Genomic DNA, 17,358 nt, shown 5'->3' on the forward strand with positions numbered 1-17,358 from the left:
GATGATAACCGTATATGTAGTAGGTGGATTGATAGCATTGCTGTTGGCCACCGGATTAACGCCGTTAGTTAAGAAGTTTGCGATTAAGGTCGGAGCGGTTGACGTTCCGAATGCGCGTAAAGTCCATACACGCATTATGCCGCGAATGGGCGGGCTTGGCATTTATGCGGCCTTTGTTTTGACGCTGCTTGCACTTATGCCATTTATTCCTGACACCTTGTTCGGTTCTGCACGTGATGGCAATCTGGTTAAAGCATTGCTCGCCGGGGGTTCGATCATCGTACTCGTGGGGGCGTTGGACGATCGCTTTGAATTATCGGCTAAGGTGAAGCTGGTCGGGCAGATTATCGCTGCATGTGTGGTCGTGTTCGGATTTGATTTAACTGTGAACTTCGTAAATGTGCCTTTTGGTGATAAATATTGGTCAATTGAATCGTGGATTGCGATTCCGTTGACGATTTTCTGGATTGTCGGTGTGACGAACGCCATCAATTTGATTGACGGACTCGACGGATTGGCGGCTGGGGTATCCGGTATCTCGATTGCGACGATTATGGTCATGGCCGTCTTTATGGGAAATCCGGCTGTCATTCTACTGTGTGCGATTCTGCTTGGCAGCATTGTCGGATTTCTATTCTTTAACTTTCATCCGGCCAAAATTTTTATGGGTGATACGGGCTCGCTATTTTTGGGCTTCAGCTTGGCGGTATTGTCCATGCTCGGCTTCAAGCAAATTGCGATCGTCTCATTCATAACGCCGCTTCTTATTATCGGCGTGCCTTTATCGGACACCTTCTTCGCGATCATCCGCCGTTGGTTGCAGAAGAAGCCGATTTTCGCTCCAGACAAGGGGCATTTGCATCATTGTCTGCGCGAGCTAGGATTCAGCCACCGGAAGACGGTGCTTATCATTTACGGCATTGCCGCATTTTTCGGGATGCTCGCCATTATCCAATCGTTCGCGGCATCGCATGATGCGAATTGGGTCACCTTCGTCGTCATCTGCATCCTGCTCATCTCACTGCAGCTTGGAGCTGAAGTCATCGGCATCGTCAGCAAGACGAAGCGTCCGATGCTCAATATGCTTCATCGCCTGCGCGTGAAGGCGCATGCGGATTCACGCACGAAGTAACACAAAACTTTTATATGAAGCTTGTTCTCCTAATGTGAGAGCAAGCTTTTTTTGTTTCCATTATTGACGTATCTCTTAAATTTGGACAGCTCAAAGCCGATAACATGTCTATATGATTATATTGGTTGAATAAGGCATAATGGAGGCGATACAATGCGTGCGTGGTTAAAACCCCTTTGCATGTTGCTGGTCGTTGCCTTGATGTCCACGGGAATACCGCTGGGTATCGTAAAGGCGGCAGACGATCAAGAGGGAGCAAGATATTTTCACTTTTCTAATCTGAGCACAGTAGAGGACCATCCAACTCAGGTAAACACGGAAAATATTGAAGTGAAAGGTACGTTTAATGGAGTATCTTCAAGCTCGATTGGTTACAAAGTTGAATTAGAAGTGGACGGAAAGGTTGTTCATACAACGTATGGAACGGATGTAAAGCCGACTATTACAGGCAATTCATTCGTATTCCGCGCAGTTCCTTTGCGGACGGGATTAAACATTGTGACGGTTACGGGGCTGGGGCCGAACGGTAATACAGTTGAAGCCAGCGCTTTCGTTGAATTCAGCAACGTGCCGGCCATTTCCGATATTAAGCTGTCTGACGGACGTGCTCTGGAATCGGGCGCGCCGCTCATTGTGAAGAGCGATACGGCAGGTCTGTCCTTGAAGGCGCCAAATGCCTCTGAAGTATCTGTAAATGGCCGCCAGATGTTCAATGGTGGTGCAGGTGTCTTCGTCTCATCTGGCATTAAGCTTCAACCAGGCTTGAATGACATCATCATTGTGGCGACGAACGGCAACTTGACCTACACGATTACGCGTCAGGTAATTTCATTCAACGGCATTTTGACAGGCTTTGATACCTTCATCGGGGACAAAGCGATTGATCATACGTCGAATCACTATGTGACGGGTCCGGTGGGCGGTGTCGTTAAAGGAAAGTTTATCGTCCCTAAGTCGCAGCAAAGTACAACGCCGAACGATCCGACAATGGAAATCCTCGTAACGAAAGAGGGAGATCCTAATCCTCTGCTTGATGAAAAAAGCGGTACGACGATTACAAAAGTTGACGAGAGCTCGTCCTATATCATTTATGAATATATAACAAATGGCTCGGTCAACACCTCTGCAACGGGCAAACATTCGCTCAAGCTGACGGTTACGTTTGACGGCAAGACGAATGTATTCAACAATTTCTTCATTATAAGAGACAGCAGCGCTGCAGAAATCGTGGACGTGAAGCAGTTGTTCAATCCGCAAGAAAGCGGAGGCGGAGTGACGTTCGGAGCAGAAGCAACGTTCGCACAAAATAGCACAATCTTTGAAATGCCGCTCTATTTGAAGCTGCAGCTGAACAATTATAGCAGTCAACCGATTACGATAACGGATTGGCAGAACGGCAATGAAGTTAAAAACCCTACCTTCCAGGCTGTGACTGGATTGACGACCATCAACAGCGAGCCGGTTATCCGCATCGATGCTTTGCCTGCTGGCGATCAGACTTTTAAAATTGAAGTGGGTGGCGAAGTATACGAAATCAAGGTGAACTACGCGCCAGGTCCTTACATTAAGTTGACCAACGTGTTCGATGGCAAAACATTCGATAATGCGAAGGGTCTCCCGAACATTCAAGGGCGTTTAGTTAACTTCAACCTTCAAAACACGTCTGAAATGGATCAAACGTATATTACCTTTAATGGAAAGAAAGAGAAGTTGTCAGGCATCAATGCAGGTAACGGGGAGTTTGACCATCCGTTGGGTGGAGACCTTGTTGCGGGACCTAACAAGATTACGATCGATGGGGTTGCCAACGGAGTTCCGATTAGTTACACCATTACGATTTTCTTCTTCTCGAAGGATGTCCCTGCGATTGTGAAGATCTATCCGGTGCCAGAAGCGACGGATCCGACCAATCCGAACAAGGAAGACACGGAACAGAAATTCAAATTAACAAAAGATTTCCAATATGTCACAAAAGAACGCACTGCTGATGTATGGCTTGAAGTGCAAAATGCGACGGGCATGAACATCTATATCGACGGGAAGCTCTTAACGACGCTCGAAGAGAAGGATTTCATCAATGGCAGTCCGAATACGAAGCCTTCTATATTGTTCAAAGAACAAAACGTTACAACAGGCTCCTATCTGTTCTTAATGCATGGATTGGAATTACCTAAATCAGGTAAGAAGAATGTGACGATCGAGGCACGCAAAGGCGTCACTACTGCACGTCAAACGTTGGAAATTACACGTGAGCAAAATACGTTTGAGTTGCTGTCGCCGAAGCTTCCGGAAGAAAGCGTCGTGAATCAGAACTTCCTGAAGGTAAGTATTCGTGCGGAAGGCGCGGATAAGGTGCTGATTAAGAAGCAAGAGTTGGTCAAAGGCGAGGAAGATATTTTCCGTGGCGAAGTGACGTTGAAGAACGGTAAAAACACGATTAAATTTACGGTAATGCAAGGCAAACAGAAAATTAATGGCCAGTTCGAAGTGAACTATGCCAATGCGGCACTTCCTGGTGCCCAATACAAGACGTCCATCGGCAAAAACGGGAAGTTGTCCGTATTTGGAGGCAATTTGGTGCTGCAGCTGCCTAAGGGCACGATGCTGCGCGACATGAACCCGCGCCAAGGGCAAACACCGAAGGAAATACAATTGTTCGATAAGCAAAGCGTGCTGTTCGGTATTTCTGATCCGGATGATGGCAGAACGATCACTCGCGAGAACCAAGTCGGTGTCCGTAAACCGATAACCGGTGGAAGTGATGAGTTCCTGGATGGTGTCATGAGACGAATCGATCCAGATGAGTTTGCACGCAGCGTGCTGTTGCCTAAATCTCATTTTGGACTTGGTTCCCAATTGTATTGGATTGACGCAGGATACTTCAACTCAGAAGACAGCGTCCTGAATCAGGACTATAAGCTGGCTAGCGCGACACATCCTTATGATGAAGCGAAAAAATTCTATGAGCGTGGAGATCGGATGTGGCTCGAGCCGACGCATCGTGGAACAATTACTTTGAAGTACGACCCTAACATTGTAAATGAGCAAGCTCGCAATGTAGGCATCTGGCGCTGGAACAACACGAATAAGCTGTGGGAGAATGTTGGCGGCAAGCTGGATACGAAGAAAAAGACAATTACCGCGCCGTTTGACGGATTCGGATATTACGGAGTATTCAGTGTGCGATTCAGCTATGACGACATCATTTCGCACCGTTACGCTCGTCCGAGCTTGGAGCTCATGCTCTCGCGCGGCTTTATGAAAGCGAAGAATTTGAACGAATTCGGCGTGTACGACAACATTACGCGTGGTGAATTTGCAACGATGCTCGTGAAGATGCTGAACATTCCGCTGGACTACGATGCGGACAACCTGACGTTCGATGACGTATTGAACTATGAAATACCAGATTTGCTGTGGGATTATCGCTATATTGAGACTGCAGCCCGCAAAGGGATAGTTCGCGGACTGGCTCCGCGCTTGTTCATGCCGAACGGTGAGTTGACCAGACAAGAGGCAGCAGCCATGATTGCCCGTGCGATGAACTTGAAGCTTGGCGAGACAGAGAAAGAACAGGCGAAGATGCAGAAGTCATTCACAGATGCCAACACGATTGACTACTATAGTATAAGTTCTGTATCTGCGGTATCGAAGGCAGGCATTATTGCCGGCATTCCGAATGAACTGCAGGAAGGTCAGAAGAAACCGACCTATCGCTTCGATCCGAGATCACCTCTGACGAGAGCGGATGCGGCAGTGATGGGTGAGCGTATTCTTACCAAATTGAAAAAATAATCAAAAATCGTTGATTTGCTTGTTTTACTTTTGTATGGTGCGGGTATTGAAGAGAAGAGCCGATCTGTGACTCGGCTCTTCTTCACATGCCGCCTGCTCATTCCCAATACTGAGAGGGGATGTATGAAATCCATAATGGTGGATTTACTGTAACGGGCTGGTAAACATTAGTGCGTGACGGAATACAGCAGGGAAGCTATACTATGGATCGTAGTCGCTGATGCATACATAAACGATGTCCGATGGTATAGCAAAATGTATAGCAGAAGCAAGCAAATGCTTGTGTACATGCAATGTTTTTGTGGTTATGATGGAATCTGCGAAAAAATAATTTTATTTTTTCACCGAGAGCGCAACTTTTTGCGAAGTGGTGCGTTTAATATGATGAAGTCGAAAACAGTGGTTAAATTCTTTATTGTTCCCTGTATTTCACAAAAATATGCTTTACGCTAGGCGTTTGTCATTGTATAATGTCTAGAGTGGTATGAGTATTTCTATTTATTCTCATCTGTTCTTATTTTGATTACTAGTTTCTGTGGCATGTCCTTGTGTTACAGACTTCTTTTTTGAATACATTTCGCTCTTACTCTGGGAAGGGGGTGAATCGGCGAATGAGGGAAATGAGCTATCAAACTTCTACGCAATATTCTCAACAAACGAAGCAATTTAGAGGAGGAGAAAAAAAGGTTATGAAGAAAAGATTGGCCCTGCTGCTTTCCGTTGCTATGGCGTTCTCCATGTTCGCTAACGTAGCATTCGGTGCTGACGCAGCTAAGACGACACAAGAAAAATTCGACGCATTGAAACAACAAGGTGTATTTAACGGCTATCCAGATGGAACTGCTGGTCTTGACAAAGAAATGACTCGTGGCGAGTTCGCTAAAGTCATCGTTAAATTGCTCGACTTGAAAGAAGTACACGGTGTGTACTCTTACAAAGATAAGAACTATGGTGCTTCCAACTGGGCAGCTCCTTACATCGAAGCAGTTACTGCTGAAAACCTGATGCAAGGTAAAGACCTGGAAAAGAAATTGTTCGACTTTAACGGTAAAATCACTGTTGAAGAAGTAGCAAAAGTATTGGTTGAAGCGTTGAAGTTGGAACTTCCTAAAGACGCTCAAAACAATGCTTCTGCATGGGCAAAAGAATATTTCCAAGCAGCTGTTGACGCTGGTTTGATCTCCAAGGATGCAAACCCTAAAGCGAACGCAACTCGCACTCAATTGGTAGAAGCATCTTTTGCAGCTGACGAAGCTCTGAAAGGACCAAAAGTTGAGTCCTACAAAGTAATCGACAGCAAAACTGTTGAATTCACAATGAGCGACAAAGAAGTTGTTAAAGTAACTTTGGAAAAAGCTCTTGAATCCAACAAAGAAACTGAAGTGAAATTCACTCACAAAAACAAAGAGTACACTCACAAAGTTACTCGCGTTGTAACATCGGCTCAAAAAATCGAGTCCGTTACAGCTGATAACGTGAAAGAAGTAGTTGTTACATTTGACGGTTCTCTTGAGCAAAAGACAGCTGAAAACAAAAACAACTACGAAGTGAAAGATATGAAGATTGACAGCGTAACATTGTCTTCCGACAAGCGTTCCGTTACAATCTTGCTCGAAGAAAACGGTTCTGACATGAAGAACCAAAAAGAAACAGAACTGAAAGTGAAAAACGTTCGTAACGAAGACGGTTCTAAAACGTTCAGCGAAACGAAAAAATTCACTCCAGTTGATGTAAAAACACCAGAAGTTAAAGAAGTTGTTGGTTTGGGTACGAAAGCATTCAAAGTTGTTTTCTCCGAGCCGGTAAAACGTGGTGACGCAGTTGCATCCAGCAACTACAAAGTTGATGGCAACATGGTAGCGGGCAGCGTTGACTACATGTATCCAAATGTAGTAATCGTGAACAAAGATTTGTCCGTTGGCGACCACAAATTGAGCGTCAGCAACATTACAGACTTCTCTGGTCTGAAGAGCATTCCTACTGACAAAGAATTCACAGTAGCAGAAGATACTTCCGCTCCTGAAATCGTGTCTGCAAAGACTAACGATTTGAAAGAACTCGAGATTGAATTTAACGAAACAGTTAAATCGATCGAGAAACTTTATCACAACGTATCCGGCAACACAGGTAAAATCACTTACAAGGATAACAAAGTGAAAGTTACCTTCAGCAACCAAATGTACAACGGAGACAACACTGTCTATGTTAAAGGTGTAACTGATTACAGCGGCAATAAAGCTGACCGCGAAATCAAAGTTAACCCTACATTGGATACTACGCGTCCAGAAATCTTGAAGTTGGAAGTTAAAGAAGTTGGTGCGTTGAACAACCATAAATTGGTGCTTGAGTTCAACAAGAAATTGGATAAAGACTCTGCAACTAATACAGTAAACTATACGTTGAAAGATAGAGACGGCAAAGTCTTGAAAAACTCCAACGGTGTAGACGCTGATGGACATCCAATTATGAAGCCATCCTACGACGAAAAAGATAACAAAGTGACAATTAACTTGAATAGTAAATTGTCCAACCAAACAGACTACATCTTGGAAGTAGTTGGCGTTCGTGATACGGCTGCATTGCAAAACACAATTGCACCATGGTCGCAAACATTTACAGCTAAGCAAACTTCTAAAACGGGAATCGTTCGTTCTTGGTTCACTCAAGGTAACGGCGAACAAAACCTTTACGTTCAATTCAAGGACAACATGAGAACTGATGGCGACGGAAGCGTGTTGGTTAAAGAGAAATATCTCTTCAACAACAAATCCATCACTGATCATGAAATCAATATGGTAAGTGGCGACACAGTTCGCATCACTTCTAAGGCTGACAAACTTCTTACTGCAGCAGAAATTGCGGATACGACGAAAGACTTTGCTTTGTCCGTAAGCCAAGTGAAAAATGCCAACGGCGATTACATTAAAAATGGTGACTCGTATACGTTGACATACAGCGGTAAGTTGAACAAAGAATTTGCAAATAGCATCTCCGTAAAGAACGCAAAAGTAGTTTCTCGTAATGAAATTAAGGTTGAATTTGCTGGAAAACTCAACTATGTAAATGTAGATGATTTCTATGTTACAGCACTTGGTTCTTCCTATACACCTTCAGAGCATGAACAAAGCAATGATGGTACAGTTCTTACTCTGAAATTCAACGGAGATCAAACGTTACCTACTAGCCTTTCTGGAGGAAAATTATGGGTCAGAGATAGCGTAACTACTGCTGATATTCTGAATGTTCGTGTTCAAGCAGGAGAAACACCTCTTACTGATCTTGACAATGTAAGACCAGAAGCAGTTTTGAGTTCACTGTCTGTTACTCCTACAGCAACTACTGCAACTTATAAAGCAACCATTCGCGTGACTGGAGATGTTAAAGTTGATAAGCCTGCTGAAGGCATCTTCACTGTAGAAGTTAATGAAGGACTAAAAGCTGTTGACAGAGTAACTAAAGTGAGTGTTTCTAGCTCAGACAGCAAACTCTTGGTGATTGAATTCACTATGAAGAATGAGCCTGGTAAACTTATTAGCCTGACTAAGGACGACTTTGTCAATGTTAAGATGAGAGACGAAGATAACAATGTAAATAAATACATTGTTGACGCTAATGTCCCTACAAGTGCTCCTCAAGTGGCAATGAAAGGTTTCGCTACAACAGCTCAATTCACTGAGAAGAAGTAATATCTTAAAGAAAGCCCTTCGGGGCTTTCTTTTTTTATACAAAGCTTACAACAATGTAACCCAGCAAATCGCGCGAAAAGCGAAACTTTCGGCTTCCCCCTAGCGTTATAATACATAGAAGAAACTTTCGATATAGGAGGAAGCAGATTGAATAAGAAAAGAACGATAGCGGCCGTACTTTCGCTGTCTTTAGCCTTAGGCACATTCACAGTCGTAGCTCCAGAAGTTCAGGCAGCTCCAAAGGCCTCCGACAAGCAGACTCAAACAAAGATAGCTACCAAGACGCCAGTCGTGAAAACTTTGGACAAGTTGAGTTCAATCAAACTTACGGGCAAAAGTTCCGTAAAATTAACCGATGTCAACATGTATCGACAGGATGAAAGCAATATCTTGTCTTATACGTTGACGTACACAAACAATGAAGCTCGCAGCATTCCCCTTATTGATTACTGGACGAAGGTGCGAACGAAGAGCGGCACCGTTTACTCCAGCAATTTGACAGATGCCGACAAAGATAAGAAGGTCATTCCGGCTCAATCACAGCTAAGTGTTACATACTATGCAAAAGTGGCTAAACATTTAACGGTTCACGATTTGAATTATGACATCATTAAATGGGATTTTAGCCGATCTAATTTTGAAAATCGTATAGGATCGTTCCAAATTCCAACCGGTATAACAACTTCAACCGTTTCTGGAGGAACTCGCACGGTACGGATGAATGATGTTCCGATTAAGACTAGCGTTGATCGGGTTAATGTTTTTCCTTCTGATGAATATCACTATGTTAACGTAGCTGTCAATGTGCTAAATGCCGGTGTTAAAATGCTGGAGAACCCTGCTTACAAATATGCAGTGAAGACGACTAACGGCAGCAGCTATATTTTAGTTCCAGATGGAAGCAGCAAAGACTATAAGCTTCAACCTGAAGAGAAGAAAACATTGAACTTTATGACGACCATTCCGAAAAGTGTAAATGTTGACAAGCTTGAACTTCAAGTGCTTCAGGAACAAGCGCCAGCCAAAGAAAATGAGGCGGGTAAAGTCAATTTAGCTGTCGGCACATTTGCGCTTCCGAAAGCGAGTGATGGAAACTCAGGTGTACCTGCTAACAAAGACAAAGTCATTACGATTAATGATGCAAAAGTGAGCACGAAAATAACGACGGGTTGGGTAAACCAAAGCTATTTCCAGAACGACATTACATTGACATTTATGTTCGAGAACTTATCCAACAAACCAGTAACCGTGCCAAAATATGGATTTGAGCTCCATGGCCCGAAAGGCTTTTCAACTCCGATTCCAACAAAGTCGTTGGAAAGCTTGACGTTGAAACCGATGGAGAAACGGCCAATTACGTTGAATGCATCAATCTCCACAGATATCGGTACGGATCAATTAAAATTGCATATGAATCGGCCTGGGGATACGGGAGAAAAAGACGCGAAAGATACTGTTCCAAATGCTTTTAAATATCCGGAAGGTATTTACAATGTTCCTGTTCTGCAGTCCATGCAAAATAAAACAGGCAGCGAGTATAACGTTCAACATAGCAAAGGAAACTTAGGGATTACGATTGATTCGCTCCAACGTTTGCCTTGGACAGATGGAAATATCGTTTCGGCCAAAATGACAATTAGAAATAAAGAGTCGAAATCAATCCAGTTGCCTGCACTTGAAGGTGTATTTAAAATTGATGCTGCAGAATCTGGTGGTAAAACGCAAGTCGTGACTTCTAATGGTGCGCTTATCATCGGTCCGAAAGAAGAGATAAATGTGTACGTTGTTACGAAGCTTCCTTCGAACCTTGATTTCACGCAGATTCAAATTGCTCTGCTTGAGAAAATTGGGGAGTCCGACAGTGCACAGCTTATCCAGTTTACTAATATTGGTAGTTTACCAGAATTGCCTGTAATTGAATATGGTTCCTACTTCAATCTTGAAACGGAAGGCCGCAAGGCAGAGATTATGGCTCGGAAATCGAAGGTGTATGCTGGAAATTCCGATCAAATCGTTTATACGGATCTTGAAATGAAGAGTCGCGAAGGGCTGCAAGCGACGTTGTCGCAAATGGTCGGTTACTATCGAACATCAGACGGGCGCTATTATAAAGCCACTATCGCGCAGATCGACCGGCCGACCAGTCCAGAAGGCAAGAACGTTGTGACGGCTTGGGCTAAGCTGCCAAGCTCTGTCAATACGAAAGATATGCAGCTCGTATTGGGTGAAGGCATTAAAGAAAACAAATTGACGGCGCCGAAGGAAGAATCGGACGGTTACGTTAACGCGGTAGCGATGAACTTGGAAATCGGTCAACCATCGCTCAAACGGTACTTCGATAATTTGGACTTCTTCCCGTATACGTTAACGATTAACGATTTCTATGCAACGATCAACAATTCTGCCCTGCAAATTGACTTCAATTATGAGTTGAAGAAGGATATGCAGTATGACATGGGCGAATATGAACATAAAGTCGTGCTGGAAATTACGGATGCGAGCAACCGCAGATTCGAAAGAGAGTTAGAAATTGATAAAGATAGCGGATTGAAAGTCGGGAAAAACTTGAGTTATACGACAAGCTTCTCCGATGCGCTCTTTGAACGAATTCAAAATGGGGGTTATCAAGTCTCCATCTACGATTCTTTCAAAGGCGAGAAAGTTAAGATTGCCAGCTACGGCAGCGCCTATAACATGAGAAACGCGCGTACGGCAGACTAATTGTCAGCGCGGCGTTCGCACGAACCCCCTCACTACGAGGGGGTTTTTGGTAAGGGGCACAACATTTCCTTCGGGTCGTTCCGGCTGACGGCGGCACACTATACCTAAAGAACGCAAACCTGAAGGAGGAGCTTTATCGTGAGTAAAAAAACGTTAGTTCCAGCGAGCAAAGATGCCTTATACCGTCTTAAATATGAAATTGCGGCCGAGTTAGGCTTGCCGGTCGCTCAGCATGGTGTGCACATTGGCATGAATACCGAATTTGCAGGGGAGTTGGGCAGCATGCCAGTACAACAGACGACCAACAATGATGATTGGGGGCATCTGACGTCACGTGATGCCGGTTCCGTTGGCGGTGAAATTACGAAACGCTTGGTCATGCAGGCTTTGCAGAAAAAATAGGAAGTCCAACTTCCATTTGATTCATTGACAGGACCGGACAAATACAGTAATATGATTTTTCGAAGGCTGGTATACAACCTTTTCCATTGTGGAAAAGGTTACTTTTTTGTTTAGGCTGCTCGCGGGAGAGCCATATTAAAGGTTAGGAGGTCGAGTCCTATGTCATTGAAAGGACGCCACTTGTTCACATCCGAGTCCGTTACAGAAGGACACCCGGATAAAATATGCGACCAAATTTCGGACGCGGTGTTGGACGCCTTTTTGGCCAATGACCCGTATGCTCGGGTCGCGTGTGAAGTATCCGTAGCTACAGGCTTGGTTCTGGTTATCGGAGAAATTAGCACGAAAGCGGATTATGTTGATATTCCGTCTATCGTACGCAATACCATTAAAGATATTGGGTATACGCGCGCGAAGTATGGATTTGACTATAACACCTGCGCGGTGTTGACCTCGCTTAACGAACAGTCTCCTGATATTGCGCAAGGGGTTAATGCAGCCATTGAAACGCGCACAGAAGATATGAAGCAAGAGACAGAAAACATTGGCGCGGGTGACCAAGGTTTAATGTTCGGCTTTGCGACAAATGAAACACCTGAACTGATGCCGCTTCCGATTGCTCTGTCTCACCGTATTGCGCGCCGCTTGTCGGAAATGCGTAAAGACGGCACATTGCCTTATCTCCGTCCGGATGGTAAGACGCAAGTGACGATCGAATATATGGATGGTAAACCAGTTCGTGTCGATACAATTGTAGTATCTACTCAACATGCCGAAGATACTTCGCTCGAACAGATTCAACAAGATATTAGAGAGCATGTCATTACACCGGTTGTTCCAAGTGAATGGTTGGATGAGAAGACGAAGTATTTCATTAATCCGACAGGACGCTTCGTTATCGGCGGACCGCAAGGCGATGCCGGTCTGACAGGCCGTAAAATCATCGTGGATACCTATGGCGGTTATGCACGTCACGGCGGCGGCGCATTCTCCGGTAAGGATCCAACGAAGGTAGACCGTTCTGCAGCTTATGCAGCGCGTTATGTGGCGAAAAATATCGTAGCTGCCGGCTTGGCCGACAAATGCGAAATTCAATTGGCCTATGCAATTGGCGTAGCAAACCCGGTATCCATCAGCGTAGATACGTATGGTACAGAGAAGGTGGACCAAGATAAATTAGTGGAACTCATTCAAAATAACTTCGACCTGCGTCCAACAGGAATCATTAAAATGCTCGACCTGCGTCGTCCGATATACAAGCAGACGGCAGCATACGGACATTTCGGCCGCAACGATCTCGATTTGCCTTGGGAACGTACGGATAAAGCAGATTCGCTGCGTGAGCAAGCTGGAGTAAAATAAAGCGTAATGATGGACCTTTTCTCGTAGTATGCGAGGAAAGGTCTATTTTGTTTTTATCCGATTAAACTATCTCTTCTAAAAAAACGGCCCCTTCTTGCCGACAAATAGAGTAGAACTGTCTTATCGGAAGGAAAGGAGCATTCTTCATGAAAAAATGGCTTTCCGCCCTGCTCGCAATCGTTCTCACCCTGGGAGCGTTCGGATGGGGGCCAGTCATTGCGGAAGCAAGTACTTCTGCAAATGATACAGCACTAGCAATTATCGCGACGACACCGACAAATGGACAGTCTGGTGTTTCGGCAAACCCTGCTGTCAGTTTTACATTTAACCAAAATGTAAAGATAGTAAATGGAAATGTGACTGTAACGCAGCAAGGAACGGGCAACAAGCAAATATTCAATAAAGATGGAGGAAACGGCATTGGCAAGGTGGTGTCCACCGACTTGCAGACCTACCAATTAGAGGGCTTGCAGCCCTTGCAGCTAGGCGCCACTTATGAAGTATCGGTAGATCCTCTGCTTTTCATCAGTGAGGGCACGAACGAATTTTATAATGGCATGAAGTGGTCATTTACCGTAAAGCCGCAACCTGGCATTGAACGGGTATTACCCCAACAGGGAGTTGCTTCGGTTAATCCAAAGCTGGAAATATCATTTAAGCAACCGGTACAAGCTGGGACGGGGAGCATTCGTATTATTCGTTATAGTAATAACAGCGCGTTAACCCCAATTCCGGCAAAGAGCTTCACACTTGATCCAACAGGTCTAGTTGCCAGCTATCAGTTGAACGAGTCTCTTGAGGCCGGTACTGCTTATTATGTAACGGTTGATCCGGAATCTTTTAAAGATGCCGAAGGGACTCCGGTAGAAGGATTCACGTCGGCAGACCGTTGGTACTTCGAAACGGAGCGCGGAGCGGATACGACACCACCTGTTATTCAGAGCCGGGTGCCTGAGCGAAATGCAGTATCACCGTTGCAATCCAAGATAGAAATGACATTTAATAAGCCTGTCTTTCAAGGGAAAGGGGACATTCTTGTTAAGTCAGACGGCAAACCGGATGTGCGTATTCCGGTAACGTCAGCTATCGTAGGCGGGGGCACGGCAGTAATCAAGTCCGTAAACACACTCACCTTTGAGCAGAACCGCACGTATACCGTAACCGTGCCTGAGGGAGCATTCCGCGATCAGGCCGGCAACTTAATGAAGGAAGATACATGGTCTTTCCGCGCTCAAACTATAGACACATCAGCACCGACGATCTCATCTTATGATCCGTACGTAGGCAGTACTGGGGTATCTACGTCTAAGACATTGACTGCCACATTCAACAAACCGATTGCCTATTCAGGTACGGGTGTGGAGCTTCGCCGTCAAAATCAAACGACGAGTGAAAAAATCAATGTTTCTACATCCGGTAGAGAGCTGAGAATTACACCCGCTTCCAGACTGCAGGACAATATGGTTTATACGGTCAACATTGCCAGAGGGGCCGTTAAAGATTCATCCGGCAATGAGTTTGCAGGCGCGTCTAACTGGACGTTCTCAACATCGGCCACAGACCGCACTGCACCGGCGGTTGAAAGTGTCAAGATGTATAGCAACACGCTGATTGAGATTCGTTATAACAAGTCGCTGGATTCGAGTGTTAATCCATCGTCTAGTGAATTTACGGTTACGGTTAACAACGGGGAGCGGAAAGTGAATAGCGCTTCAGTATCGGGCAATAGCGTATACGTTTCGCTCGTAAGCGGGGTCGCTGTCGGTCAGGACGTCAAAATCAGTTATGCCGCACGATTCCGTATGGTACGCGACACGTATGGCAATGCGGCGCCTTCGTTCGGCAGTCGTGTAGTGGAAAATAAAGTGGATTCGTCCCTGTCCAAAATCCGTGAAGCATCGATCTATAGCGATAAAATGTATATTTACTTCACTGATAATTTGAAAGACGTATCTTCTTATGCAGGCAGCCAATTTACCGTTACGTATGATGGCTCTTCGGTCGGTATCGATAAAATATCAAACAGCGGCAACGTGTTGTACCTGACTATGAACCGAACGGTATCAAATGGTGAAGTGGTCAAAATAAGCTACACTCCGGGCAGCTACCCGCTAGAGGATAGAAACGGAAGCAAAATCGGAGCGTTTGAAGGCGAATTCGTACGCAACTCGTACGATACGAAGCCGCCGGAGTTGACGGAAACGAATGTCATCAGCAACAAGCTAACCTTGATATACAATAAAGCGTTGGATAAGAACAGCGTTCCGCTGAACAACCATTTTTCAGTTCTCGTTAACGATAAGCCTAGATATGTAACAAAGGTGGAAATTAAAGCTAACCGGGTAGAGCTGACATTGCAATCTGCCGTGGCTACGAGTGATACGGTTACCGTGTCCTATGTAAGAGGATACCCAGCGCTGCGCGACTTGAACGGCAACTTGGCGTCCAATGTGAACCTTGCTGAGGCTGGCAACGTCACCGACAGTGAAACGCCTGTGGTACAGTCGGCAACATGGAGCTCACCTTCTGTCGTGTTAACGTTTAATAAGAAGCTGGAGAGCATGCAGGCGTCCTCTTACAGTCAGTTCTATGTCCGAGCAGGGAATCAACTGCTGTCCGTCAAACAGGTGACGGTAAAAGACACTAAGGTTACGATTGAGCTCTTGAATCCACCAGCGCAGACAGACGCGCTGACTGTGTCCTACAATACGAGTTCTAAGCCGATAAAATCGACATCGGGCGTTGAAATTAAAACGTTCAGCAATATGAATGTCTCAGTCGGCCTGGAAGAGTTGGCAGGCGCCAACTTCGTCAAAGTGGCAACGGACACTTCATTTATCGATTCCATGATCGTGTTATTAGACGACGTGGCGCAGAAGTCTTCGGATAGAACGAGCAGCGGTCAAGTGGTCAATCGCTACACACTGGACCAGAACAAGCTGAAGACGGCGTTTCAGTTCCTGTCGAGCTCATCTGGTACTGATAAGCAGTTGATGTACGAAGTGCCTTCAAGCGAGTCTGCAGCTCGCGTGGCGGTTCCGTTGAGCGCGTTCGACTCGGCTTATATTAGTAAAGATCCGGTGATGTTCGCAATCAAGTACGGGAATACCTTGTACGGCATCAATATTAGCAGGGACAGCATCATTCAAGTGGTGCAGAACATTAAAGGCTCTCTTGCTAATTCATCGCTATTAATTGAAATAGAGCCTGCCCAGTCGCAGGGGACCAATATTCAAAATACGTTGGGCCGTACCCAATCGACAGCCCTTGTGCAAGGACATCGCTTTACGATATTCGGTTATACTGGCGGCAACCAGTTAAACGGTATGACCGAAGTGAAGATGGATGCAGTTATTAAAATGAGAACGTCGGATTCTGTGACGGCGGGAAGAACAGCCATTGTGGAGTATCAGGCAAAGGATAATCAATTGTCCTATGTACCCACGAAGCTAACCCGTTCCGGTGTAGTCACTGTCGCTGAGGTGCGTGCGAAGCAGAGCATGCTGGCTGTGTTTGCGATTGGGAACAAGGTGTATATTGATATTCCGGGGCATTGGGCACAAGCCGATATGACGGCGCTCACCGCCAAAATGATTATGGATGGCCGAGGAAGCACCAAGTTCGAGCCAAACAAGCCGATTACACGTCAAGAATTTGCAGTATCCATTTCAAGAGCACTTGGATTGGAGCCGAGTGAAGAGTCGGCAAAGAGATTCCGGGACATCAACAGCTCGACATTGGATGGAACATACGTTGGAGCGGCTGTGAAGGCCGGAATTATAACCGGATTCCCAGATGGCACCTTCAAGCCGGACGATAGCATCACTCGTGAGCAGATTACGCTCATGATGGTGCGCGCTGCCCAAGCTGCCGGTCACCGTCTGCCGAACTCCTCGACAACCGTGCTGAGCATGTTCAAGGATAGCAAGCAAATTACGAGCCTAGGCGCCCCGACTGTAGCTCAAGCCGTACAAGCTGGTCTTATCCAAGGTGTATCGAAAGATAAGTTCCAGCCAAAAGGATCGGCAACGAGAGCGCAAGCGGCTGTTCTGCTGAGACGTCTTTTAAGCACAATTGACTATATAACTTTAGAGTTCTAATATTTTTTAGCAATATAGTAGATTTCTCTTACTATTAATTTCAGCCCTATCCGTTGTCTATCTGACACAAGGATGGGGCTTTTTGTCATTCTATGACCCGGGAAATATACGAATTGGTAACAAAACCGCAACTTTTTGTCGATTTTAATAGTCTATATAT

General features: G+C 45.3%; 7 protein-coding genes. All 7 read left to right on the forward strand.

Annotated elements, in window-relative coordinates:
- Position 1: 1 nt before the first annotated feature.
- The 7 genes from LQV63_RS08095 (at position 2) to LQV63_RS08125 (ending at position 17,198) form a co-directional block, all read left to right on the forward strand.
- Positions 2 to 1,132 (forward strand): glycosyltransferase family 4 protein, encoded by a 1,131-nt coding sequence (locus tag LQV63_RS08095; protein ID WP_019424693.1) that lies wholly within the window; start codon positions 2 to 4, stop codon positions 1,130 to 1,132.
- Between the two features lie 153 nt (positions 1,133 to 1,285).
- Complete coding sequence (locus LQV63_RS08100) at positions 1,286 to 4,927, forward strand: S-layer homology domain-containing protein (RefSeq protein ID WP_233696307.1); 3,642 nt, start codon at positions 1,286 to 1,288, stop codon at positions 4,925 to 4,927.
- A 611-nt stretch (positions 4,928 to 5,538) separates the two neighbouring features.
- Positions 5,539 to 8,613, forward strand: a complete 3,075-nt coding sequence (locus LQV63_RS08105; RefSeq protein WP_233696308.1) for an Ig-like domain-containing protein — start codon at positions 5,539 to 5,541, stop codon at positions 8,611 to 8,613.
- A 147-nt stretch (positions 8,614 to 8,760) separates the two neighbouring features.
- Positions 8,761 to 11,334, forward strand: a complete 2,574-nt coding sequence (locus LQV63_RS08110; protein WP_233696309.1) for a hypothetical protein — start codon at positions 8,761 to 8,763, stop codon at positions 11,332 to 11,334.
- A gap of 138 nt (positions 11,335 to 11,472) precedes the next feature.
- Positions 11,473 to 11,736 (forward strand): small, acid-soluble spore protein, alpha/beta type, encoded by a 264-nt coding sequence (locus LQV63_RS08115; protein ID WP_233696310.1) that lies wholly within the window; start codon positions 11,473 to 11,475, stop codon positions 11,734 to 11,736.
- A gap of 159 nt (positions 11,737 to 11,895) precedes the next feature.
- Positions 11,896 to 13,098 carry a methionine adenosyltransferase gene (gene metK, locus LQV63_RS08120; RefSeq protein ID WP_233696311.1) on the forward strand — a complete coding sequence of 401 codons (1,203 nt, stop codon included), beginning with the start codon at positions 11,896 to 11,898 and terminating at the stop codon, positions 13,096 to 13,098.
- Between the two features lie 146 nt (positions 13,099 to 13,244).
- The gene (locus LQV63_RS08125; protein ID WP_233696312.1) at positions 13,245 to 17,198 is read left to right on the forward strand and encodes an Ig-like domain-containing protein; all 3,954 of its coding nucleotides are present in this window, start codon (positions 13,245 to 13,247) and stop codon (positions 17,196 to 17,198) included.
- The last annotated feature ends 160 nt before the right edge of the window (positions 17,199 to 17,358 follow it).

The sequence above is a fragment of the Paenibacillus profundus genome (assembly GCF_021369635.1).
GTDB classification, from domain to species: domain Bacteria; phylum Bacillota; class Bacilli; order Paenibacillales; family Paenibacillaceae; genus Paenibacillus_B; species Paenibacillus_B profundus.